The sequence below is a fragment of the Kosakonia sp. BYX6 genome (assembly GCF_038449125.1).
GTDB lineage: Bacteria > Pseudomonadota > Gammaproteobacteria > Enterobacterales > Enterobacteriaceae > Kosakonia > Kosakonia calanthes.
This window is the reverse complement of the sequence record NZ_CP151800.1, coordinates 4,321,268-4,344,592: the sequence shown is the minus strand read 5'-3', so window position 1 is coordinate 4,344,592 and position 23,325 is coordinate 4,321,268. Positions and strand designations below refer to the sequence as shown.

Genomic DNA, 23,325 nt, shown 5'->3' with positions numbered 1-23,325 from the left:
GCGAGTCTGTCCGCTTTTTCCTTCAAACGACCTCATTACAGGCTGCTAAACGTCCCGATTCCGCCGGGAAATTGGGACGAATATATCCATAATGTGCGGTCTAATCCAGCACAATCCGCATGCCATCATAACCTGCTTCAAACCCCGTCGGCAGCGGGTTTTTCATCATCCATTGATCAAAGACATGACTGATATGGGTTAGGATCACACGCGGGCAGCCAATCACCGCATTCAGGGCGATGACGGCGTTCAAATCGTTATGATTTTTCGGACTTTCTGGATGAGGGGCATAACTGCAATCAATGACGATCAATTGCGGATGATTGTTGAGGAGAAATTTCAATGTCTTATCGGGCAGCCCGGCGGTATCGGTGAGCCACGCCACCCGGCTGTGCGCCGATTCAAGCAGATAACCGAAGGTCAATTTCGAGTGATTAAGCGGCAGCGGCGTGACTTGCAGTCCTTGCAAATCGAACACCACAAACGGTTCGACCGTATGGCTAAAATCCAGCAGGCCAGGGTGTTTAAACAGATCGTCGCAGCCTTGCTCGTCCGGCGGGCCATAAACCGGGATTTTTTCGCCCACGCCCCACCGTAACGGAAACAGGCCCTGCACATGATCCATATGGTAATGCGTGAGCAGAAATTGCTGGAATTGGCCAGCCGGGAAACGATCCATCACATCGGGCATGCCGGCGTCCAGCAATGTCACCGCGTCGTTAAACTGCACGACGCCGCTACAAGGGCGGCGGCGGTGTGTTTCGTTCAGGCGGGCACGGCGACACGCGGCGCAATCACAGCCAAATACCGGCACTAATTGCGCGCCACCGGTGCCGGTCAGGGTAATTGTCAGGCTCATAACGCCTCGCTATAACGGTTGAGTCAACGTAACCGGCGCTGCGTTGGCGCGCCGACGTCATTACGCACTTTTCCCTTGCTGGGCACGTATTAGCGTGATCAATCCATCAACTGACTGTAGCAAACTTCCATCGTTGTTCAGCGTCAGGCAGCCGCCGGGGGTGTAACGCGCCGCCCTTTCCAGCCGCGCGGCGATTTCCGCAGCGTTCTCGCGCCCGCGTTTTTCCAGACGCTTTCGCAAAATCTCCGCCGACACCTGCAAATAGACTGGCAGCAGCATATCGCCATACTGCGCCTGGGCCTGCGGCAAATGCCCGCGCGAACCGTTCACCACCACATCAAAACCGGCATGCAGCCAGAGATCGATCTCCGCACCAATACCGTAGTAGAGATCGTTGGCATGCCAGCTCAAGGCAAAAAGGTGCTGCGCGTCGCGAGTGAAAAACTCCTTAACACTCAGCGCGATGTGGTTTTCGTGACCGTGACTGGCCGGGCGCGTGATGTAGCGGTGCGCCACCAGCAGTTGCGGCTGTTCCCGCTGGCGCAGCGCGGTGAGTAAGGTATCTTTTCCCGCGCCGGAAGGCCCCATTAACCAGACAAGCTTGCCCATCAGAACACCCTTTTCCCCTCGCGCCAGACGTGGTCAATATGCACGTGATCCCCTTTGTGGTGTACCAGCACCAGATCCGCGCGTTTCCCTTCGCCAATCACCCCGCGATCATCCAGCTTCAATGCCTGCGCCGGGTTTTTGGTCACCAGATGAATGGCCTGCGGCAAGGTGAACGCATTTTCTTCGTTTACCGCAATGCGAAACGCCGCATCCAGCAAGCTGGCGGGGTAATAATCGGAGGACAAAATATCCAGCATGCCGCATTGCGCCAGTTCATGTGCCGCCACGTTGCCGGAATGGGAACCGCCACGCACGATATTTGGCGCGCCCATCAACACGCGCAAGCCATGTTCGCGAGACGCTTCCGCTGCTGCGAACGTGGTAGGAAATTCGGCGATCACGCTGCCAAGCTGGTGGGATTCCACCACATGTTCGCGTGTTGCGTCATCGTGGCTGGCGAGCGGCAAATTGCGCTGCGCGCAAATGGCGGCAATCGCTAATCGGTTGGGCTGCGACCACTCAGCGGCCAGCGCCAGTTGCTCCTGCTCAAACAGATCCATTTGTTCGTCCGTGAGATGGTATTTACCCTGGTAATAGTCGCGATATTTTTCGTAACTGGCGTACTGGCGCTGACCGGGCGAGTGATCCATGACTGACACCAGCGCCACCGGATCGCGGCCGACCAATTTTTCAAACAGCGGCAAGGTGGTGTGGTGTGGCAATTCGCAGCGCAGATGCAAACGATGCTCGGCGCGGTTCAGCCCGCGTTTTTGCGACGCTTCCACGGCATTGATCATCTTCTCCAGATTTTCCAGCCGATCGCCGCCGTCGCGCACATCACCAATGGCCACCGCGTCGAGCACGGTGGTAATGCCGCTGGCGACCATCAGCGCGTCGTGGCTGCTCATGGCGGAGTGCGCTGGCCAGTCCACTTTCGGGCGCGGGGTGAAAAATTTATCCAGGTTATCGGTATGCAACTCGATAAGCCCCGGCATCAGCCAGCCGCCGTCACCATCGTGCGCGCCAGGTTGGCTGCTCTGGGTTTCCGCGAAAGCGCGAATGATGCCGTCGCGCATCTCCAGCGAGCCTCTCATCACCTCGTTTTCGAGGATCAGTTTTACATTATTGATAATCATGCGTTGCTACCCATTGGATAGAGTCGGTCGGCGACATGCTCGCGCACGCTGCCATCGTGAAAGATGCCGACAATCGCTGCGCCGCGCGCTTTGGCCTGCGCGATCAGTTCAACGACGGCGGCGCTGTTTTTTTCGTCCAGCGAGGCGGTGGGTTCATCAAGCAGTAAAATCGGGTACTCGTTGATAAAGCCGCGCGCGATGTTGACGCGCTGCTGTTCGCCGCCGGAAAAGGTCGCGGGCGCGAGGTGCCACAAGCGTTCCGGCACATTCAGCCGGGTAAGCAGGTTGCCCGCGCGCTCGGCGCACGCTTCGCGGGGAACGCCTTTTTCCAGCAACGGCTGCATCACCACATCAAGTGCGCTCACGCGCGGAATCACGCGTAAAAACTGGCTCACCCAGCCGATGGTGTGGCGGCGCACTTCAAGCACTTTACGTGCCGGGGCGCTGACCAGATCCACCCACTCTTCGCCATGTTTGACATGAATATGCCCGGCGTCGGGCAAATAGTTGGCGTACAGCGATCGCAGCAGCGTCGATTTTCCACTGCCGGAGTGCCCATGCAGCACCACACATTCACCGGCCGCGACAGTAAGCGATGTTTCGCGCAGCACCGGCAGGCGCACGCCGTTTTGATGATGCAGGACAAAGGTCTTGCTGACATTTTCCACACGCAACACAGTCATCAACCACTCCTTAATTTTGCAATACCGAGGAGACCAGCAATTGGGTGTACGGGTGATGCGGATCGTCGAGCACGCGGTCGGTTAACCCACTTTCCACCACCTGGCCCTGTTTCATCACCAGCAAGCGGTTCGCCAGCAGGCGCGCGACGCCTAAATCATGGGTCACCATCACCACGGCCAGGTTCATCTCCACCACCAGCCCGCGCAGCAGATCCAACAAACGCGCCTGAACGGAGACATCCAGCCCGCCGGTGGGTTCGTCCATAAACATCAATTTGGGGCGCGTGACGAGGTTGCGGGCGATTTGCAAACGCTGCTGCATGCCGCCGGAAAAGGTGGTGGGCAGGTCATCAATGCGTGACGGCGGAATTTCAACATCGCTCAGCCACTGTTCGGCGCTAGCGCGGATATCGCCATAATGCCGCGCGCCGGTCGCCATTAGCCGCTCGCCGATATTGCCCCCGGCGGACACCTGGCGGCGCAGGCCGTCCATCGCATGTTGGTGCACCACGCCCCATTCGGTGCGCAGCAGGCGACGGCGCTCGGCTTCGCTCATCGCGTAGAGATCGCGATTCTGCCAGGTGATGGTGCCCTGTTGCGGCACCAGGCGCGCTGATATCGCATTCAACAGGGTGGTCTTGCCGGAGCCGGATTCGCCGACAATGCCCAGCACTTCGCCCGGCCATAAATCGAACGACACATCCTGAAAGCCCTTGCCTGGCGCATACAGATGGGAAAGGTGATTCACCGAAAGCAGCGGTTGGGTCATTTGCGTAAAGCCTCGCTCTGTTGGCGGCAATAGTCGGTGTCGGAGCAAACGAACATGCGCGTGCCGGTATCGTCCAGCACCACTTCATCGAGATAGCTGTGTGTCGAGCCGCAAATGGCGCAGGGTTTATCCCACTTTTGCGGCGCGAAGGGGTAATCGTCAAAATCGAGGCTCACCACCGGGGTGAACGGCGGCACGGCGTAGATGCGCTTTTCACGCCCGGCGCCGAACAGTTGCAGGGCGGGCGTCATGTGCATTTTCGGGTTATCGAACGCCGGAATGGGCGACGGATCCATCACATAGCGATCATTCACTTTCACCGGCCAGGCGTAGCGGGTGGTGAAGTTGCCAAAGCGCGCAATATCTTCGTACAGCTTCACCTGCATCACGCCGTACTCTTCCAGCGCGTGCATGGTGCGGGTTTCGGTTTCACGCGGTTCGATAAAGCGCAGCGGCTCTGGGATCGGCACCTGGTAAATAAGGATTTGATCTTCGCGCAGCGGCGTTTCGGGGATGCGGTGGCGGGTTTGAATCAGCGTCGCCTCGGCGGTGCGCTCGGTGGTTTCCACGCCGGTGACGCGGGTGAAGAACTGGCGAATGGAGACAGCGTTGGTGGTGTCGTCCGCGCCCTGATCGATAACCTTCAGCACATCATCTTCGCCGATCACGCTGGCGGTAAGCTGAATCCCGCCCGTGCCCCAGCCATAGGGCATCGGCATTTCCCGTCCGCCAAAGGGCACCTGGTAACCGGGGATCGCCACCGCTTTTAACAGCGCGCGGCGGATCATGCGTTTGGTTTGCTCATCAAGAAAAGCAAAGTTGTAACCGGTCAGCGCGTTAGCCACGGGGCATCTCCTGTTGAAGCTGTCTGAGCAGATCCAGTTCGGCCTGGAAATCAACGTAATGAGGCAGTTTGAGGTGCGACACAAAACCCGCCGCTTCGACGTTATCCGCATGCGCCAGCACAAACTCTTCGTCCTGCGCCGGGCTTTTGATGGCTTCGCCGTAGTCGATGGCTTGCAGGGCGCGATCGACCAGCGCCATTGCCATCGCCTTGCGCTCGCTCATGCCGAACACCAGCCCGTAGCCACGGGTAAAGTGTGGAGCGTCGTCTTGCGGGGCGACAAAACCGTTGACCATTTCACATTCGGTTATCAGCAGTTCGCCGATGTTCACCGCAAAACCAAGCTCTTCCGCCACAATTTCCACGTCGATATAACCACTGCGGATTTCACCGGCGAAAGGGTGATTGCGCCCGTAACCGCGCTGGGTGGAGTAGGCCAGCGCCAGCAAGTAGCCTTCGTCACCGCGGGCTAGCTGTTGCAGGCGCGACGCGCGCGAGCAGGGGAAAACCGGCGGCTGGCGGGTGATGTCATCTGGCGTCGCGCCACTGTCGCGCTCGGCTTTTGCCAGCCCTTCGTTGACCAGCAGGCTAAAGACGTGCGGCGCGGCGTCTTGCTGTTCTTCACGCGTCGTGAGTTCAGGCGTTTCACCTTCAGCGAGCAGCGCGAAGTCCAGCAGGCGGTGGGTGTAATCGTAAGTCGGGCCAAGCAACTGGCCGCCGGGAATGTCTTTGTAGACCGCCGAAATGCGGCGCTCTAAACGCATGTTCGCGCTGTCGATGGGAACGCTCACCGCAAGGCGCGGCAGCGTGGTGCGATAAGCGCGTAGCAGAAAGATGGCTTCGACGTTATCGCCGCTCGCCTGTTTTAATGCCAGCGCCGCCAGTTGGCGGTCGGCAATGCCGCCTTCGGTCATCACGCGATCGACCGCCAGGTGCATCTGCTCGGCGATTTGCGCGACGCTCAGTTCCGCCAGTTGTGTGTCGCCACGGCGTTTATGCGCCTGTAGCGCGTGCGCCGCCATGATGGCTTTTTCACCCCCTTTGACAGCAACGTACATCAGTACACCTCCACCAGCGTGGTTCTTGGGATGGCCAGCGCGCGATCGCCGCAGGTCAGGATCACATCAATACCTGTGGGAAACGCGTGCGGGCGGTCGGTCAACTCGTCGGTAATACACGCCGGCAACTGCGGGGCGATCATGCGCTCTTCCTGAATGCCTGGGCCGGTCAAGCGCAACATGCGCCCGCCGCTCAATGCCGGGAGCTGCAAAATCAGGGTCGCACTGCTTTCCGGGCTGATATCGCTGCCGCTTGGCAGTGCGTTTAACTGTTCTGCGCTCAGGGTGTGATCGGCAATGGCGAACAGCGAGTGCTGCGGCTGGGAGACCCGCGGCGCATTGGTGTGAAAGCGCAGGTTTTGGCGTACCAGATCGTTATCCATCGCGTTCGAAAGCCAGAGTGGCGTGTCGTTATCGACCAGTGTCAGCAGCACGCTGGTGGTCGCCGGGTTGAGCGGCGGCCAGCCGTGTTTTAACTGCGGCAGGGAAACAATCACGCCCGGTTCGCTCATGGCTTTTAGCAGACGACGAAAACAGTGTTGGGCATCGTGAACCGCCGATGCGAATGCGGGTTGTAAAGTCATGCGTTATCTCCGCGAACCAGGGTAAAGAAGTCGACCCGACTGGCGTTGACTTCGGCCTGGCGCGCTTGTAAACGGGCGGCACGGTCCGCTTCCAACGGGGTAATGAGGGTTTCCATCAGGGTTTGGAACCAGGACGGTTCTTGTAACAGGGCATCGCACACGGCGCAGCGTTCGGCGTGGCCTTTATCGCGCCCGAGCACCCAGCTAAAGCCCAGCGTGCCGGTGTCCAGGCGAATCACCGCGCGGGTTAGCGTGGCGTCGCCGGGGAAAAAACGCTCGCCGGTGCCGCCCATACGCGCCTGGATTTGCACCAGGCCGGTTTGCGGCGCGCGCACCTGTTCATAAACCGGTGCCAGGCCGAGGGTGCGCATCCGTCCGCGCAGCATGTCGGACGAAGCGTGCGCAAGTGTCGCCATCCAGCGCTGGCGAGTAGGCGTATCAAAATGCATTCAGTGCTCCATGGTGAATTCGATCATGTCGGCGCGGGTCAGGCTGACGGAGTATTCCGTCGCGTTGATGTCGCCTTCACGATGGTTAAGGGTGCGCACGCAGAGCAACGGTGCCATGTTGGGAATCTCCAGCCAGCGGCTCTCTTTCACTTGCGCGCGGCGGGCGCTGATGCGCGTTTGGGTGCGCTTCAGGCTGATGTCGGCCCGTTCGCGCAGAAAATCGTGCAGTGAACCGCTATCAAACTGTTGCAGCAGCGGCCACAGTTGCATGTCGGAAAAGTAGTGATCGATAAGGCACAGCGCGATGCCGTTAACCCGGCGGCGGGTACGCAGATGGATGATGTTTTCGCCTTCCTGCACGCCCAGCGCGTCGGCGACATGGCTGGATGCCGGGCGCAGCACCGCCAGCAGGCGTTCGCTGGTCGGGTGGCTGCCCTGATCGAGCAGGTTCTGGCTAAAACGCGCTTGCGCGTTGAGCGGGTAATCGAACGGGCGCATCAGCACCAATACGCCGATGCCCTGGCGGCGTTGCACCCAGCCTTTTTCCACCAGTTGATCAATGGCGCGGCGCAGCGTGTGGCGGTTGACCTCAAAACGCGCCGCCAGTTGTTGCTCGGCGGGAAGCCAGTCGCCGCGGCGGTATTGCGTGCGTAACTCCTGCTCCAGTTTCGCGGCGATCTCCTGGTAGCGTGTGGGGAAGCTGGTCGGATGTCTGGATAAGTGCATGGTCATCATTGCCCCGCAGACTGAGTAAGTGTGGGTCTATGGTGGAGAGCGAATGTTGCAGTTGGGTTATGCAATGATTGCGAAGGGATGAATAAAGACGGGGAAATAAAAAAGGCTCCGGATTCGGAGCCTTCAAATTGCTGACAAAGAGGAGTGCGGCGTTATGCCGGGTGGCGGCGATGCCTGATCAGCCGTGTGTAGGCCTGATAAGCGAAGCGCCATCAGGCAGCAGTGCCTCTTTGCCGGGCAATGTCAGGCCAGGGTTCGAAATGGCCTGACGAATCATCAGTTCTTTTTAACGAATTCTGATTTCAGTTTCATTGGCCCGAAGCCGTCGATTTTACAATCAATATTATGATCGCCTTCGACCAGGCGAATATTCTTCACTTTTGTGCCGATCTTCAACATTGAAGAACTGCCTTTTACTTTCAAGTCTTTAATTACGGTGACGCTGTCGCCATCGGCCAACAGATTTCCATTCGCATCTTTGACGATCAATTCATCGGTTTCATGCGCGGTTTCGCTGTCGTTCCACTCGTGGGCGCATTCCGGGCAAATGAACATGCCATTATCTTCGTAGGTGTATTCGGAATTACATTTAGGGCAGTGGGGAAGTTGCATAAGGATTACCTCAAAAGAACTTACAGAGCTGAAAGTTAAACAGCACAAAAGGCATAATGCCGGAAAGGCCGCAATTATACAGCAAAACCGTACAATTGCCGTTGTTATTATCTTTTTTAAGAATAGATAAAAAAAGCCACTTGTGACATCACCTGTCATTCGCTTAAGCGATGCTTATCTCAGCGCGTGATTAAGAAAGAACTCATGCGCGATATTTAGAATATTTGCGGGCGGAAATTGCCAGCATTTACTAATTCAGATAAGGTGGCGGTAGCATCCGGTGTTATTTGATAACCAGACTGTCATACCTGCTAAGTCCGCCATTCATGGCCGATTATTACCTCTCAAATTGGGTGGGTAAATAAATGATGATATATCCTGGCTATTCTTAAAAATGAGCTAAGCTCTAACTCTTTGGTTTTTAATGACCGGAGAACCTTTGTTGTCATTTTTTGCAATCAAAAAAATATAATTTTGATTGTCATCAGATGCTTATCTTTTTGAAGATATTTTCCACACGTAATTATAAAAGCCGAAACTTCACTAATAAAACTTCCCGGCTAAATAAAAGTAAGAAAATTTGCGTTAAGGAAAGACTTTTGACATGCACACACAAACCATTTTTGAATTAAGCCAGGAAGCAGAAAGGTTATTGCAACTTTCATTGCATAATATCCAGGCACTGAAAAAAATGCCGGCGGCGACGTTTGATGAGACGAGCGCACTTGGTCAGGCGGAAAGCGCCAATGTTTTGCCTTTGCATTTCAGCGCGCGCGGCGTTGAGGCGCAACAGGCTACGCTGCATAACGAATTACGGAAAATTACCCGACTGGAAATGGTGCTGGCGATTGTTGGCACCATGAAGGCAGGCAAATCAACCACCATCAACGCGATTGTCGGCACAGAAGTGTTGCCCAACCGCAACCGGCCGATGACGGCCTTGCCGACGCTTATCCGCCATACGCCGGGTCAAAAAGAGCCGGTGCTGCATTTCTCACACGTAGGGCCGATTGATGCCCTTGCGCAACAGCTTCAGACGCGTTTGTTCAACTATGACCGCGAAAAGCTGGCGCAAAAGATTGAAATCGATCGCGATATGGCGTCGCTGCTGGCGCGTATTGAACAAGGCAATGCGTTCGATAAACATTACCTGGGCGCGCAGCCCATCTTCCACTGTTTAAAAAGCCTCAATGATTTAGTGCGTCTGTCGAAAGCGCTGGGCGTCGATTTCCCCTTTTCCGCTTATGCGGCGATTGAACATATTCCGGTGATTGAGGTGGAGTTTGTGCATCTGGCGGGGCTGGATAATGAACTCGGTCAATTAACGTTGCTGGATACGCCAGGGCCGAACGAAGCCGGGCAGCCGCATTTGCAGAAGATGCTCAACGAGCAACTGGCGCGCGCCTCGGCGGTGCTGGCGGTGATGGATTACACGCAGTTGAAATCGATCTCCGATGAAGAAGTCCGCCGAGCGATCTCCGCCGTTGGTCGCTCTGTGCCGCTGTACGCGCTGGTGAATAAATTCGATCAGAAGGATCGCAACAGCGACGATGAAGATCAGGTGCGCGCGCTGATTTCCGGCACCTTAATGAAAGGCAACATTAACCCGACGCAGATTTTCCCGGTTTCGTCGATGTGGGGTTATCTGGCGAACCGCGCCCGCCACGAACTGCAAACAAACGGCCGCCTGCCAGATCCGGAAGATCAACCCTGGGTGCAGGACTTTGCCGAAGCGGCGCTGGGCCGTCGCTGGCGCAATGCCGATCTCGACGATATCGAACACATTCACCACGCTGCCGATCTGCTGTGGGAAGATTCGCTGTTTGAGAAGCCAATCCGCAAATTACTGCACGCCGCCCATGCCAACGCCTCGCTTTTCGCGCTGCGTTCCGCCTCGCATAAATTATTGAATTACACCCAAAGCGCCCGCGAATACCTCGATTTCCGCTATCAAGGGTTGACCGTCGCCTATGAAAAGCTGGAGCAAAATATTGTTCGGCTTGAAGAGGATATGGCGCTGTTGCGTAACTGCCAGGATAACGTCAGCGACGAAATTGAACACGAAGTCGAAGAAGCGCTGGCGGCGGCGGAAATCTTTATTCACGGCCAGCAGTTTGAAATCGTCGAAGCCATTGATGCCTGGTTCCACGATGGTCAATTAATGGCAATGGTCAGTGAAAGCCAGGCCGATTTGCGCCTGGATGAACGCTTTAGCCCCGGCCAGTTGGTGCTGGAAGATGAAGGCCAGGCGCAAATCGCCTTAAGCAAGATTCGCTCGGCCTGCGAAACCATTTTACTGGCGGCGCAGGAGCGTATCAGCCGCGAGCTGGCGCTGCGTTTTGACGAGCTGGAAAACACGCTGACGCGCTCGTTAAACGACGCGATGCGCCCCATCGAAACACGGATTAAAGAAGAGTTGAGCCACGCTGGGTTCCGCGCGCGCATTTCGTTCCCGGCATTTCAGCCGAGCGCGCTGAACTTCAATACCCGCTCACTGTTCAGCAATGCTATCGCCCCGGAAGATGCCACCGCCGCACAGGCGCAGCGCCCCGGCAGCGTGCGTGAAACCGTGTCGCGCTGGCTGAACAACCCCAGTTGGGGATGGGACGACTATGTGGCGACACGCACGCGGTATGTTATCGATATCGCCTCGCTGCATCAGAAATTGATCGCCCATGTTGCTCATTTTTGTGAACAAATTCGTAAAGCGTTGGCCGCGCAGGTCGATGTTTCAGTCACGGCGGGGATGGCAACATTTTTCGCCGAGTTCTCGTTAAGTCTCGCGGGACTCCAGGAAAGTTTGCGTGACAGTCTGGCGATTCGTCAGCAAAACGAATCCTCAGTGACCGCGTTGCGACAGCATCTGCAACAATCCATCAGGACGGCGAGTTGGATCCATGAGGACGCGCGTCTGTTACGCGATGACATACAAACCTTATTCGCGGCAGATCAACCATGAAAAATCGACTACTGGACGGGCCAGGACGCGTACTGGAGTGTATCCATCCTAAATTTATCGTGGACTTGGTGCAGGGCGTCGATGCGCCGCGCCAGACGGCGATCGTGCCCCAACAGCAGTTGTTTCGTGAACGGTTGACGCAGGAGGTCATGGCGCAAACGCAATTGCGGCCATGGGCGATGTCCGGCGTGCTCAACGAAAACGATACGCTGCGTCTTGGGCTGGCGGAAAAACTGGCCAGCATGCTCGATCCGGGTCATCTCGCGCTGACGCGCATTACCCAACGGCTGATGTCACTGCAACAGGCGGAGCGCCGTCCCGGCAATACGCAACCGGGTTTGCAGCAGCAATATGACGAGCTGGTCACTCACTTTAGCCAACGCGCGGTGTGGAAAGAGAAAGCGCTTACTCAGCGCGGGCTGGCGGTACAGGCGGGCGTTCACAGCGATCAGGTCTTTACCCACTGGCGCGCCGGAAGTTACAACGGCTGGTCGATGGCCGGGCGCTGTTACATCGCGCTGGAAGAGTTGCGCTGGGGAGCCTTCGGCGACGCGTGTCGTTTAGCCAACGACGATGTGGCGAAGATGCTGAAAGATAATCTGCGGGCGATGGCGTCTGATTTTCTGGCGCAGGGCATTAATGCTTCACCGGCAACGCGCCATTTCTACCATCAATGGTTGGCAACGCCTTCAACACCGGGATTGATGGATTACAAAGATTTGCTCGGCTGGCTTGGCGACTGGTGTGATGCAGAGCGTCACCCGATTTGCTGGTCGGTTACGCAAAGTTGGCAAACCGTGGCGCTCGGAATGCCGAGACTTTGCTCGGCAACCCGCATCGCCACGGCGATGGTGGATGAGATATTCGGCGAGTTTTAGTGGCTCGCTGATTCGGCGGTTTTCTCCGCCTCGGCGGCGTGTTCCGGCAGTTTACCGAAACGTCTTGCATACAGCGCGGTGATAATCGGCACCAGAATCGCCGTCACAATCACACTGGCAGCAACCAGCGCCGTGGCGCTTGCGGCCACCGGTTCAAACGCCGGGTTAATCTGCGCAATAATCACCGGGTTCGCCACCGCCGCGCCTGCTGCGGAAGAGGCCGCCACACCGGCGGTTCCGTTACCGCCGCCAATCACGCGGTCGGCAATGATCAGCGGAATACCGGTAATAATGATCACCGCCACGCCGAGGAAAATACCCAGCAGGCCGGTATCCATAATCACGCTCAGATTAATGGTGTTACCCAGCGCGAAACCGAAGAACGGGATCAGCACCGGCGTGGCTTTGCTGAAGAACGCACGCAGATCGTGATCGAGGTTGCCGAGCGCAAAACCAATCAGGAACGGCAGCACCGCGCCGACAAAATGGTGCGGTTCAAACGACGCCAGACCGGCAGAACCGAGGATCACCATCGTCATCAGCGGGCCGGATTCCAGCGACATCAACACAAACGCGCCAGACTCTTCTTTACTGCCGTACTGGTTCATCAAGCTGGCATACAAGCCGCCGTTGGTCATGTCCATGGCGGAAACAATCGCCAATACAGACAGCCCGGCGAAGAAACCGGTCTGAATGCCAGTGTCAGGAATAAACGACGCGGCAATCATTGCCACCAGCCAGGCAACGGCGATTTTGGTCAGCACCAGCGTGCCGGATTTGCGCAATACCGTGCCGGTCGCCCGTAAATCAATCGACGCGCCAATACAGAAAAACCACACCGCAAGAATCGGCACCGTGCCGGAAATCATGCCTTTGGTGAATGAGCCAAAATAAGCGCCGGTGTCCGGTGCCAGTGTATTAAGAATTGCCCCTAACAACAGCGGAACCAGCATCATCCCACCGGGAATACGTTCAATTGTGGCCTTGATCTTCATAATGAATCCTCACTGCTCGTCATAAAAATGAACGAGGAAGCTAAAAATTAATATTTAATAGTTTCAAAGTGTTAAAGCATTCGGTTGTCAGAGCATTCACTATGAACTGTCGCGAAATAGCAGTAATTACACGGCCCTATTACGCGATGCCATCCTTAACGCTGCTGTTGATGGGCGTATCATGCGTGTTTTGGAATATCCATTCAATAAGAATGAAACAGTGTTTTAGTTATCCCGATCACATATTTCGCGTAAAGATTTCTCAATGTTTCTTTATTTATTTAGGGCTGTGAACAAGTTGTAAAACGCAGGGGAAAAAGCGGTTTTTTTCTTTTGAATGAAAGAGGAACGAGGACGTTAAAAACGGCGGTTGATGATTGCAGGTTAAAACTATGTGAATTTGATCACATTTTTTAACTCTGTTAGGGTAGACCGGTCATTCACTGCCCAAACAGGCGTCAACAGGTTCGGTTGTACAGGCTTTGAACAGCCAGTGTAAGTAAACCTGCTACGCTTGAACAGGATGGCTGAAAAGCCGTAAAAACGCCCGGAAGGGAAGGATAGCCGGGCGGTTCAGGGCGAAAGTCTTAAGAGGAATATAAGCATGTTAAAAAGGAAAAAGATTAAACCCATTACCCTTCGTGACGTCACCATTATTGATGATGCGAAATTACGCAAAGCCATTACCGCTGCTTCGCTGGGTAATGCCATGGAATGGTTTGATTTCGGTGTTTACGGTTTTGTGGCCTACGCACTTGGTAAGGTGTTCTTCCCCGATGCGGACCCCAGCGTACAGATGATTGCCGCGCTTGGGACCTTCTCCGTTCCGTTCTTAATCCGACCGCTGGGCGGCCTGTTCTTCGGCATGCTGGGCGACAAATACGGACGGCAAAAAATTCTCGCTATCACCATCGTGATAATGTCGATCAGTACTTTCTGTATCGGGCTTATTCCGTCGTACGCAACGATTGGTATTTGGGCGCCGATCCTGCTGCTGGTGTGTAAGATGGCGCAGGGCTTCTCCGTCGGTGGCGAATATACCGGCGCGTCAATCTTCGTGGCGGAATACTCCCCGGACCGCAAACGCGGCTTTATGGGAAGCTGGCTGGATTTCGGCTCGATTGCGGGCTTTGTGCTCGGCGCGGGCGTGGTGGTGCTGCTTTCGACGATTGTCGGCGAGGAAAACTTCCTTGCGTGGGGCTGGCGAATCCCGTTCTTCCTCGCGTTGCCGCTGGGTCTGATTGGTCTTTATCTGCGTCATGCGCTGGAAGAGACGCCGGCATTCCAGCAGCATGTTGATAAGTTAGAGCAGGGCGATCGTCAGGGGCTTCAGGACGGGCCGCGCGTCTCCTTTAAAGAGATTGCCAGCAAACACTGGCGTAGCCTGTTGACCTGTATCGGTCTGGTGATTTCCACCAACGTCACCTACTACTTGCTGTTGACCTACATGCCAAGCTACCTGTCGCATAACCTGCACTACTCCGAAGATCACGGCGTGCTGATTATTATCGCGATCATGATGGGTATGCTGTTTGTGCAGCCGGTAATGGGCCTGTTAAGTGACCGCTTCGGTCGTCGCCCGTTTGTGATTCTGGGCAGTATCGCGCTGTTTGCGCTGGCGATCCCGGCTTTCATCTTGATTAACAGTAATGTGATTGGCCTGATTTTCGCCGGGCTGCTGATGCTGGCGGTGATCCTCAACTGCTTTACCGGCGTGATGGCTTCAACGTTACCGGCGATGTTCCCGACGCACATTCGTTATAGCGCGCTGGCGAGTGCTTTTAATATCTCGATTCTGATCGCGGGTCTGACCCCGACGCTGGCGGCCTGGATGGTCGAAAGCACCGCGAATCTGATGATGCCGGCTTACTACCTGATGGCGGTGGCGGTGATTGGCTTACTGACCGGCCTGACCATGAAAGAGACGGCGAATCTGCCGCTGAAAGGGGCAACGCCCGCGGCGTCGGATATCCAGGAAGCGCGAGAAATCTTGCAGGAGCATCACGATAACATCGAGCAGAAAATCGAAGATATTGATGAAGAGATCGCGCAGTTGCAGGAAAAACGCACGCGGCTGGTGCAGCAGCACCCGGAAATTAACGAGTAATGTGTAACCTGACAAAAAGACCCATTTTGGGTCTTTTTGTTTTTTTGAGGGATCAGAACGGCAGCGTGATATTTAGGTTTCCCCGCAACCCCCGGCTGTGGGCATGGCTGGTGACATGTTCAAGGCGTGCGTCAAATACAACGCGCTGGAATTTCGCGTTAAGTTGAATGCCTGTTTTATAGAGGTTTTTGCTGGTAAACGCGGCATTCTGCTCAACATTCGCGTCATAAAGCGTGGCGTGGCTGGTGGATGATTTATCACTCAACTGTCGTTCATAACCCAGCGTCATTCCCGGTGTCAGCGTCCAGTTTCCAACCTGCTGTGGCTGGATTTGCATGTTTGCATCGAACACCACGCGGCTTTGCATTTCATTGACGTCTTTCACATTCAGCGCGGTCTCGCTGCCCTTTTCATGAAAACTATCAAGATGTAAGTGGGTCATCTGTAACCCAATTGTCGGGGCAAAGGTGATTGTCGATCCGCTGAAAAGCCAGCCCAGCGAAGCCTGGCCGCTGTAATACCGCCCGTGGGTATCGCCGCTGGCGCTACCCAGCCCGCCGCCAGGATGGCGCGCGCTTTCGTAGCCGATATAACCCGCACTGCCTTGCAGCCCTGCCCACGGGCCATCATCCAGCGAGGTGACGCCATAGCGTGCGCCAAGTGCCAGCGACGTCGTCTGGGTGTTAACCGTTCCACCTGAGGAAGAAACCTGCCCGTGGCTGTAACCCAGCGCGCCATGTGCTGTGCTGCGATCGTTATAACGGTGCGTCACGCCCAGCATCATGCCTTGGGTATGTTCACTGGCTGAACCGGCATCACGCGTGGCGTCTGTAGCTAAATAACCGGATAAGCCTTGCAGCCAGACCTGCGACTGCGCTGCGGACATTCCCCGACCGGAGATCACAGGGGCGATGGCGTCGTACAAACCGGCGGATTGGTGCAGTAAATAGCGGCTGGCATCCGCAAAAACCTGGCCGCCAATACGCTGCTCAACACCCCCGAGCGAGCCCTGATCGATGGCGCTTTGCAGATAATGATTAAAGGCGGTGTAACGCCCTGAGAGCGGCGAATCCTGCAATGCCCGCAGAAAAGCCGCACCACGGGCAGCATTGCCACGTAAGGCCGCTTCGCCAGGTAGCGTCAGGTAACGCACCATTTTTCCTCGCAGCACATAGAGGGTCGCCTGGTCGAGGCCGAGGCCATGTTTCAGGTAGTTATCCATCGAGCCATAGCTTATCGCGACCTGATCCAGACCGGCCTGTAACCAGTTCGCCTGGACGCTCATTAACGCGGCGTAGGTATCCCGCTGTGACGATGGAAGGGCAGCAACAGTGGCGTTGATGCGATCGGCGGTATAGTCGTTGGTTGCCAGGTAGTTCGCCATAATATCCGCTTCGCTTACCCCGGCGATGCTCTGCAAAACCGCACTTACCCAACCTGTGCGATCTTTACCGGCGCTACAGTGAAACAACGCGGCATCGTCTGCCATCGCGAGTTCGCGAAAGACCTTACCCAAGCCCTGGCGAGCATAGGGATGGGTAACAAAACTGCGCTCGCCGGCGGCCATTGTGGCATCGACATCATTCACGTTCATATTATTGAGATCGATAACAAACGCGCCGCTATTGGTGATCAAATCGACGGTAACATAGCGGCTGTTCACCGGGAGTTGGTCCGCCAGCGCGGCGATTTCTGCGGGCGAGCGCAGATCGACAACCGTCTTCACGTGCAGATTTTCCAGCACGGACACATCATCACCTTGCGGGGTAAGGGCGTTAGAACGATAAAAAACGCCGGAGCGCATAACGCCATTATGCGAGGTGGTATACGCCGAGGCGTTCCCGGCGATATCTCTGAAATTATCCATACCGAAGAGATGTGGAGTCGCCAGTGCGACCCCCTGTGCCTGAGGGTAAAAGCAGGATAAAAAAACGAGAGCCGCGATTGGGCGAAAAGCGAAATTCACAACAACACTCCTTGTTTGGCCTGAAAGTAAACAGGCCGGGAGTATAGGAAGTGATTATTAACTTTTTATGTCGCCCTTAAATTAAATTTCTCTTTAATAACAATATGTTGAATGGTTTTGTATTCGACCATAATAAGCGTGAATTAGTCGCGTCGCGCGCTTAACACCCTGCCGCAATAAAGTCGCCATTCGCGCTAACCGGAATCACCGTCAAAAACAGCACCAGCGCAAACAGCATCAACGCCACGCCGCCGCCGATTTTCAGCACCGGTATCAACCACTGTAATTGACCTGTCTCGCTGCCAAAAAAGGCCGCCGTCCGGTTGCGGGCATAACGCACCGCCAGCGACAGCCCCATAATCGACAGCGCCGTGCCAACGGCCATGGTCATCACCGCCGCAATCCCCCAACTGACAATGCCGAGCGCGTTGGAGAACAGCAAAATCATGATTGCCCCGCTGCATGGGCGCGCGCCGATGGCGAGAATCACGCCGAGGCGCGTTTTCCAGTCACCCTGCGTCGCCGCGCCAACGCCGTGGTGGCCGCAGCCGCAGCTGTCGCTATGTTGATGGGCGATCGAGTGAATCGTCAGTTTGCGCGGTTTCAGGCCTTTTACCGCCTGCCAAATGACATACGCGCCAAAGCCGCCAATCAGCACGGCGCTGATCTTTTCCACGTACCAACGGCTTTCGCTGAGATCGCCCGACGCCAGGTTAAAACCGACCGCCAGAATAAACACGAACAAAATCGCGCTCACCCCTTGCAGCAAACTGCCAAGCACCGGAATCACTCGCGCGGCGGTTTCGCTCTCTTTATTGGTGCTGAGATAAGTGGTAACGATAAATTTACCGTGCCCCGGCCCGATGGCATGCAGCACGCCGTAAAAGAAGGCGCCGGTCAGCAGCCATAACCCGCCGCTGTATTGGTGGTTATTGAGTTGCAGCAGGTACATCACCAAATAGCGGTGTAGGGTGATTTGCGTTGCCAGGCACCACTGCAAAAACGCGCTCCAGTGGGCATGCAGAGTGAAAGCGGCAGCCAGCGCGGCGGCCAGCAGCGTAAACGCGGCGGGTAAGCGCCAGTCGCGGGTAAGAAGTTGCGTGGTCATCATATTACGGCGAGTGAGGGGCAATGTTCGGAGTATAGGCGGCGAAGTGTTTTGGCTCCACTCTCGCCGCATTTTCTCTACTGTAGTTCTGCCGACCAGTCCGCCAATTCGCGGGCCACTCTTTCGAGCGTGGTTTCCCAATCATCCCGTGTTGGCTGGCGAAACAGTTTCATGCCGGGATACCACGGCGAATCTTCGCGCGTCATCAGCCAGCGCCAGTCCGGAATAAACGGCAGCAGCGTCCAGCAGGGGCGCTGTAACGCGCCCGCCAGATGCACCGGCGAGGAGTCGACGGAAATCAGCAAATCTGCCAGCGCGAGGATCGCGGCGGTATCGTCGAAATCGCGGATCTCATCGCTGAGCGACACGGTGTTCATGCCCGGCGGCGGCGCTTGCGTGGCGGTGTCGCCTTTTTGGATCAGCAAAAACGTCGCATTAACCCTGGCGAGCGGCGCAAATTGTTGCAGATGCAGCGAGCGGCGGTGATCGTTGATGTGCGTCGGGCGACCGGCCCACACCAGCGCCACCCACGGGTGCGGCAACCTGGCGAGGCGTTCCTGCCAGTGGGCAAGGCGCTCAATATCTGCGTGCAGATACCCGGTTTCCACCGGTAACTCCGCCGGTTGCAGGCTGAACAATTCGGGCAGATCCATCAGTTCGCAATGGGCGTCAAACGCGGGCGGCAGTTCACCGCGGCCAATCACTTGCTCATCGGGGAACGCGCGGCGCGCCAGCGCCAGCAGCAGAGGATGAACATCCAGCACAATGCGCGCCTGGCTTTGGCGCTTCGCCTGGTGGACAAAACGGATAAATTGCAGCGTGTCGCCAAAACCCTGCTCATCAAAAATCAGCAGCGTTTTGCCTGGCATCGCCTGTCCCGACCAGCGCGGCGCCTGCACGCGGCGCGCTAACGGGCGGGTATGTTCCATCTCGTAGCGGTGGCGGTATTCGCGCCAGCCGCGATCGAAATCCCCGGTCAGCAGCAGTGTTTCGGCCAGATCAAAGCGGCTGACCGCATCACCCGGCAGGTGATCGACCAGCATCTGCTGAATATGCAGCGTCTCTTCCAGCTGGCCTTGCCCGCGCAGCGCCACCGACAACAACTTCCAGACCGCCAGCGGCCCTTTGCCACTGCTGAGCAGCGGGCGCAGCAGCGCTTCGGCGTCGGCATATTTGCCTTGATGAAGAGAGTGCTCGGCCTGTTCCAGCACCGGGCCATGGGCAGTGTCGGTGGACTCAAGGGTCTGGCCTTGCAACGTCTGCAATTGCGCCTGTTTTTGTTGTGTCGCCGGGTGCAGCGGCGCCAGCCCCTGCAAGCGCACCAGCGCCTGGGAAGCGAGATCGAGATTGCCTGCCGCCAGGTAAATGCTGACCAGATTTATCCAGCCTTCAATCAGTTTGGGGTTGAGCCGCAACGCCTGTTGGCTGTGGGCGAGCGCCTCTTGTAGCTTGCCCGCTTCCAGTAATAACCCGGCGATATTGTTGTGCAAAACCGCGTCTTGCGGCGACAAGGTCAGGGCGCGCTGATAATGGGTCAGCGCCTCATCAAGGCGACCAAGCCGACGCAGCGTATTGGCGAGGTTGCCGTGCGCCTGAGCGGAATCGGGCGTTAGCGCCTGTACTTTCTCCAGACACAGCACGCTTTCCACCAGCTTGCCTTGTTCCTGTAACAAAATGCCGAGGTTGTTCCAGCCGCCAACCAGCGAGGGATCGAGGCTTACCGCTTTGCGCGCCCAGCGTTCGCCTTCGGCGAGGGCTTTTTTTTGCCGGTACATTTCCGCCAGGTTGCTGGCGTAAAGGGCGGGGAATTGGGGTGCTGAGCAGGCATCGCGCAGGCAGGCGATGGCGTTATCAAGATCGCCTGCGGCGTGGGCGACAAGCCCAAGCAGATGCAGCGCGTCCGGCTGGCCGGGGTGATGGGCGAGGATCTGGCGGCAGTAGTGTTCGGCTTGAGCGGTTTGTCCGGCGTTCCAGTGCTGCCACGCAAGGTTGAGCGCACCTTGCAGCGTTATCGGTGTCGTCATTGCTAACCATCCAGGCAAAAAAACGGGGGCCATCGCGGCCCCCGTTGTCGTGTTCATCAGAACATTTTGCGTAAGCGCAGACTGAAAGTATGAGCCTGATAACGCTCGCCTGCCTGTAAATCGTAGCGGGCGTCGAGACTCAGGTTGTTGGCATCGTACAGCGTGCTGCCCACGGCGACGCCAGCCATATCTTTCACCGGCGTGGCGCCTTTGGTGGTGAACTGCGTTTCGCCAATCGTATCGGCCGCGTAGGTGGCGGTGCTGCTCATCTGGCGGTCATCGTACTGGTGAATCCACGATACCTGCGCAAATGGCGTCAGGTTGCCAATGCGCGTCGCGACACTTCTCTCGACGCGCACGCCGATGTCGCTCAGCACCGACTGGCTATGGGAATCGCCGACATTCAGCGCCATGCCGTTGCCGCCCGTCTCTTTATAGCCATCAACCTGCTGGTAGCCATATGTCAGGCTCGCCTGTGGGGTCAGCACGACATCCGCAGGCAGGGTGAATGGATAACCCACTTCGCTTTGCAGCGTCACAGACTGGCCGTTGAACTTGCCGTGTGCACGACCCGAGAAGCCGGTGAAATCAGCCTGGCGGGTAGACTCGTAGTTCTGGCGGTTCAAACCTGCGGAGAGGTTCAAATACCACGGGTTGCCGGTGTAGCCCGCGTAACCAATCACGCCGTAGTTATCCGCCGTGGAGCGGTTACCGTTCAGGCTGTCTTTACCGTGTACGGAGGTGTTACTGAAGTTCACCGCCGCACCCGCGCGCCAGTTGTCGCCGATGGCGCGATCCGCGCCGAGCAACAGACCGCCGAATTTCGCGTTGTAGCCGCTGACATTTTCCGTGCTGCCCTGGCGGGCGAAACCGCCAAACGGCTGGCCCCAGAACACCCAGTTGCTGCTGTAGTCGTCACCGGTAGAGACACCGCTTGCGGCGGCGGTCTGCGGGTTACGAATGCTGTCCATATGTGTGCCAACCACGCTCATCGCCTTCGATACTGCCGCGCCAGTTGCGGCGCTGGCATTGATGTTCTGGCTGGAGGAGAGGCTTTCGCCCACGCGGTTCGCTTCCGCTTTGCTGTCGATCGCCAGCGAGGCGTTGTACAGCTCCAGCAGTTGCGGAGAGATCCCCGAGTAGCTGGTCAACCCGCTCAGTGCGGCGGTCGCGCTTGGAATGGTTGCCCAACCGTGTTGCGTTTGCACCGGTGCTGTCGGTGTGGTGGTTACAGGCGTCGGCGTGACAACCGGCGTCGTGGTTCCCGGCGCGGTGGTGACCGGTGTCGGTGTGACTGGCGTTACCGCTTGAGCATCAACCAGGCTCAGCACCAGCGCGCTGCGCGTGCCGTCGTTGTATTCGGTACCTTTAACCGTGCCGGTGTAGCCGGACGCTTTGTATTTCAGCGTGCTGGCGTTGTAATGGGTACCGGCGCTGGCCGCGTCGATCACCACATAACGCTGGCCGGTGGCGAAGCGATAGGTGTTACCGGTACGCGCCAGAGAAATGCGCGAACCTTCATCAACGATGGCGGAACCGCTCACGGTCAAACGGCCATAGCCGGCATCGTTAGTGGTATCGCCGTTGGCGGTTACCGCGTCGCTCACGCCGAGGATCAGCGAAGCACCTGCGTTCTGGTGGTAATTCCCGGTGATGGTCAGCGGGTTATTTACGCGCAGCTTCGTCGCGCTGTTAATGACTGTCCCGTCGGTGTTAGCGACGATGTTGTCGTTCAGCAGCAATGCGCCGCCGTTAAAGTTCACGTCGGTGTTGTTGGTCTGGATCGTCCCTATGCCATCGGCATAACCGGTCAAGGTGCCTTCAGCATCGGTGCCGCCAGCGATGTTCAACACGGAGCTGTTGTAATTAAGAATGTTTCCGGCAATGGTGCCGCTGTTGGTAATGCTCTGCGTAGCGTCGGTATAAAGACCCGCCAGCAACACGGCTTGCGGCGCCTGGATCAGACCGGAGTTCACGATCGTACCAATGACGCTGCGCGTGTTATTACTGAGCACGGCGTAAGAGCCACTGGCGATCGTTCCGCTGTTGGTCAGCGTGCCGATTGTTCCGTAGTTACGCAGTGCCACGTTGTTGCTGTTTAAGCTACTGCTGGTGCTGCCCGCAATGGTACCGGTATTGTTCAGCGAGTTAATGGTACCGGAGTTGTAAATAACGCCAATGCCGTTGCCGTCATTGCTGGCGTTGGAGATGGTGCCTGCGTTATTCAGCTCATTGATCGTGCCGGCGTTGTAAACCGGCAGGCGACCGGTCATCAAACCGGTGGCGGTGTTAGCCAGCGTGCCCAGTGTGCCATAGTTGTAAAACGAGAAACCGTTGGATAGGGAGTCCGCCGGGCTGCCGATAACGCCGCTGTTGATAACCGTACCAGTGGTGCTGCTGGCGTCCAGGAAAATGCCGCCGTAACCGCTGGCGTTACTGATAAACCCGGCGTTATCGATAGTCCCAATGGTGCCGCTGCTGGTGATCGCGTAACTGCTGTTACCGAAAATCGTGCCGTCGTTGTCCAGCAGGGCAAGATTGCCACCGGAGCTAACTTGCAGCGAAGGGCCATTGCTGTAGGACAGCGAACCCTGGTTGGTGATTTGCAAGGTGTCAAAAGTGGATGAGATCACGCGTCCATCAACAACCGCTGTACTGATTGTTTCGCTTGTTGGAACCGCGTGAGCGTATGGGGCGAGCAATCCTTGCGCAGAGGTGATAGCGACCAGCAAAGATCCATGCTGGCTGATGCGTGATTTCTTCATGGTGTACCGTTGCGATTTTCTGATGTTGCACAAAAGAACAGGTGTTTTTGTTGTTAGGATTATTCCTAATCTCACACCAACGCAGCATATACATCCCGTTGCAAAAAACAATAAGCTCTGCTTAATTATTTCTTAATTTTCTCTTGATCTCACGCATGAAAAATTACGTAACTTGCTAATAAAGA

At 56.6% G+C, this 23,325-nt stretch carries 19 protein-coding genes; 3 read left to right on the top strand and 16 right to left on the bottom strand.

Going from position 1 to position 23,325, the window contains the following annotated elements:
• Window positions 1-100: 100 nt before the first annotated feature.
• The 11 genes from phnP to AAEY27_RS20270 form a co-directional block, all read right to left on the bottom strand.
• Window positions 101-859: a phosphonate metabolism protein PhnP gene (gene phnP / locus AAEY27_RS20320; protein WP_342322588.1), complete on the bottom strand. Its 759-nt coding sequence runs from the start codon at window positions 857-859 to the stop codon at window positions 101-103.
• A gap of 60 nt (window positions 860-919) precedes the next feature.
• Window positions 920-1,471, bottom strand: coding sequence for a ribose 1,5-bisphosphokinase (gene phnN / locus AAEY27_RS20315; protein ID WP_342325657.1), 552 nt, complete (start codon window positions 1,469-1,471; stop codon window positions 920-922).
• On the bottom strand, window positions 1,468-2,604 hold the full coding sequence (gene phnM, locus AAEY27_RS20310; RefSeq protein ID WP_342322587.1) for an alpha-D-ribose 1-methylphosphonate 5-triphosphate diphosphatase: 1,137 nt from the start codon (window positions 2,602-2,604) through the stop codon (window positions 1,468-1,470). Before phnM ends, phnN begins: the two co-directional genes overlap by 4 nt.
• Window positions 2,601-3,281, bottom strand: coding sequence for a phosphonate C-P lyase system protein PhnL (gene phnL / locus AAEY27_RS20305; RefSeq protein WP_342325655.1), 681 nt, complete (start codon window positions 3,279-3,281; stop codon window positions 2,601-2,603). The genes phnM and phnL overlap by 4 nt, the downstream gene beginning before the upstream one ends.
• A 16-nt stretch (window positions 3,282-3,297) precedes the next feature.
• A complete protein-coding gene (gene phnK / locus AAEY27_RS20300; RefSeq protein WP_342322586.1) occupies window positions 3,298-4,056 on the bottom strand; it encodes a phosphonate C-P lyase system protein PhnK in 759 nt (252 codons plus the stop codon).
• Complete coding sequence (locus AAEY27_RS20295; protein ID WP_342322585.1) at window positions 4,053-4,901, bottom strand: alpha-D-ribose 1-methylphosphonate 5-phosphate C-P-lyase PhnJ; 849 nt, start codon at window positions 4,899-4,901, stop codon at window positions 4,053-4,055. Before AAEY27_RS20295 ends, phnK begins: the two co-directional genes overlap by 4 nt.
• Entirely contained in the window at window positions 4,894-5,958 is a 1,065-nt protein-coding gene (locus AAEY27_RS20290; protein ID WP_342322584.1) for a carbon-phosphorus lyase complex subunit PhnI, read from the bottom strand. Before AAEY27_RS20290 ends, AAEY27_RS20295 begins: the two co-directional genes overlap by 8 nt.
• Entirely contained in the window at window positions 5,958-6,542 is a 585-nt protein-coding gene (gene phnH, locus AAEY27_RS20285; RefSeq protein ID WP_342322583.1) for a phosphonate C-P lyase system protein PhnH, read from the bottom strand. The genes AAEY27_RS20290 and phnH overlap by 1 nt, the downstream gene beginning before the upstream one ends.
• A complete protein-coding gene (gene phnG / locus AAEY27_RS20280; protein WP_342322582.1) occupies window positions 6,539-6,991 on the bottom strand; it encodes a phosphonate C-P lyase system protein PhnG in 453 nt (150 codons plus the stop codon). The genes phnH and phnG overlap by 4 nt, the downstream gene beginning before the upstream one ends.
• The gene (gene phnF, locus AAEY27_RS20275; protein WP_342322581.1) at window positions 6,992-7,717 is read right to left on the bottom strand and encodes a phosphonate metabolism transcriptional regulator PhnF; all 726 of its coding nucleotides are present in this window, start codon (window positions 7,715-7,717) and stop codon (window positions 6,992-6,994) included.
• 285 nt (window positions 7,718-8,002) lie between these two features.
• Window positions 8,003-8,338: a zinc ribbon domain-containing protein YjdM gene (locus AAEY27_RS20270; protein ID WP_342322580.1), complete on the bottom strand. Its 336-nt coding sequence runs from the start codon at window positions 8,336-8,338 to the stop codon at window positions 8,003-8,005.
• Between the two features lie 604 nt (window positions 8,339-8,942).
• Here AAEY27_RS20270 and crfC point away from each other — a divergent pair.
• Entirely contained in the window at window positions 8,943-11,297 is a 2,355-nt protein-coding gene (crfC, locus tag AAEY27_RS20265) for a clamp-binding protein CrfC (protein WP_342322579.1), read from the top strand.
• Entirely contained in the window at window positions 11,294-12,175 is an 882-nt protein-coding gene (locus AAEY27_RS20260) for a diguanylate cyclase regulator RdcB family protein (RefSeq protein WP_342322578.1), read from the top strand. The genes crfC and AAEY27_RS20260 overlap by 4 nt, the downstream gene beginning before the upstream one ends.
• Here the strand turns inward: AAEY27_RS20260 and kdgT are convergent.
• Window positions 12,172-13,170, bottom strand: coding sequence for a 2-keto-3-deoxygluconate transporter (gene kdgT / locus AAEY27_RS20255; RefSeq protein ID WP_342322577.1), 999 nt, complete (start codon window positions 13,168-13,170; stop codon window positions 12,172-12,174). The genes AAEY27_RS20260 and kdgT overlap by 4 nt on opposite strands.
• A 604-nt stretch (window positions 13,171-13,774) precedes the next feature.
• On the opposite strand from kdgT, the gene proP reads away from it, so the two are divergent.
• Window positions 13,775-15,277 carry a glycine betaine/L-proline transporter ProP gene (proP, locus tag AAEY27_RS20250; protein WP_342322576.1) on the top strand — a complete coding sequence of 501 codons (1,503 nt, stop codon included), beginning with the start codon at window positions 13,775-13,777 and terminating at the stop codon, window positions 15,275-15,277.
• A gap of 52 nt (window positions 15,278-15,329) precedes the next feature.
• On the opposite strand, the gene AAEY27_RS20245 is transcribed toward proP, so the two are convergent.
• The 4 genes from AAEY27_RS20245 to AAEY27_RS20230 all read right to left on the bottom strand — a co-directional run bounded on the left by AAEY27_RS20245 (window position 15,330) and on the right by AAEY27_RS20230 (window position 23,140).
• Window positions 15,330-17,144 carry a tyrosine-protein phosphatase gene (locus AAEY27_RS20245; RefSeq protein ID WP_342322575.1) on the bottom strand — a complete coding sequence of 605 codons (1,815 nt, stop codon included), beginning with the start codon at window positions 17,142-17,144 and terminating at the stop codon, window positions 15,330-15,332.
• Between the two features lie 259 nt (window positions 17,145-17,403).
• On the bottom strand, window positions 17,404-18,351 hold the full coding sequence (locus AAEY27_RS20240; protein WP_342325654.1) for a nickel/cobalt transporter: 948 nt from the start codon (window positions 18,349-18,351) through the stop codon (window positions 17,404-17,406).
• A gap of 77 nt (window positions 18,352-18,428) precedes the next feature.
• Entirely contained in the window at window positions 18,429-20,375 is a 1,947-nt protein-coding gene (locus tag AAEY27_RS20235) for a tetratricopeptide repeat protein (RefSeq protein WP_342322574.1), read from the bottom strand.
• Window positions 20,376-20,431: 56 nt separating this feature from the next.
• Window positions 20,432-23,140, bottom strand: a complete 2,709-nt coding sequence (locus AAEY27_RS20230; RefSeq protein ID WP_342322573.1) for an autotransporter domain-containing protein — start codon at window positions 23,138-23,140, stop codon at window positions 20,432-20,434.
• Window positions 23,141-23,325: the final 185 nt, after the last annotated feature.

What these genes read in the sequence shown, in the direction of transcription:
- phnP (WP_342322588.1), bottom strand. Translation starts at nt 859, where the DNA reads ATGAGCCTGACAATTACCCTGACCGGCACCGGTGGCGCGCAATTAGTG.
- phnM (WP_342322587.1), bottom strand. Translation starts at nt 2,604, where the DNA reads ATGATTATCAATAATGTAAAACTGATCCTCGAAAACGAGGTGATGAGA.
- phnK (WP_342322586.1), bottom strand. Translation starts at nt 4,056, where the DNA reads ATGACCCAACCGCTGCTTTCGGTGAATCACCTTTCCCATCTGTATGCG.
- AAEY27_RS20290 (WP_342322584.1), bottom strand. Translation starts at nt 5,958, where the DNA reads ATGTACGTTGCTGTCAAAGGGGGTGAAAAAGCCATCATGGCGGCGCAC.
- phnH (WP_342322583.1), bottom strand. Translation starts at nt 6,542, where the DNA reads ATGACTTTACAACCCGCATTCGCATCGGCGGTTCACGATGCCCAACAC.
- phnG (WP_342322582.1), bottom strand. Translation starts at nt 6,991, where the DNA reads ATGCATTTTGATACGCCTACTCGCCAGCGCTGGATGGCGACACTTGCG.
- phnF (WP_342322581.1), bottom strand. Translation starts at nt 7,717, where the DNA reads ATGCACTTATCCAGACATCCGACCAGCTTCCCCACACGCTACCAGGAG.
- AAEY27_RS20270 (WP_342322580.1), bottom strand. Translation starts at nt 8,338, where the DNA reads ATGCAACTTCCCCACTGCCCTAAATGTAATTCCGAATACACCTACGAA.
- crfC (WP_342322579.1), top strand. Translation starts at nt 8,943, where the DNA reads ATGCACACACAAACCATTTTTGAATTAAGCCAGGAAGCAGAAAGGTTA.
- AAEY27_RS20260 (WP_342322578.1), top strand. Translation starts at nt 11,294, where the DNA reads ATGAAAAATCGACTACTGGACGGGCCAGGACGCGTACTGGAGTGTATC.
- kdgT (WP_342322577.1), bottom strand. Translation starts at nt 13,170, where the DNA reads ATGAAGATCAAGGCCACAATTGAACGTATTCCCGGTGGGATGATGCTG.
- proP (WP_342322576.1), top strand. Translation starts at nt 13,775, where the DNA reads ATGTTAAAAAGGAAAAAGATTAAACCCATTACCCTTCGTGACGTCACC.
- AAEY27_RS20245 (WP_342322575.1), bottom strand. Translation starts at nt 17,144, where the DNA reads ATGGATAATTTCAGAGATATCGCCGGGAACGCCTCGGCGTATACCACC.
- AAEY27_RS20240 (WP_342325654.1), bottom strand. Translation starts at nt 18,351, where the DNA reads ATGACCACGCAACTTCTTACCCGCGACTGGCGCTTACCCGCCGCGTTT.
- AAEY27_RS20235 (WP_342322574.1), bottom strand. Translation starts at nt 20,375, where the DNA reads ATGACGACACCGATAACGCTGCAAGGTGCGCTCAACCTTGCGTGGCAG.
- AAEY27_RS20230 (WP_342322573.1), bottom strand. Translation starts at nt 23,140, where the DNA reads ATGAAGAAATCACGCATCAGCCAGCATGGATCTTTGCTGGTCGCTATC.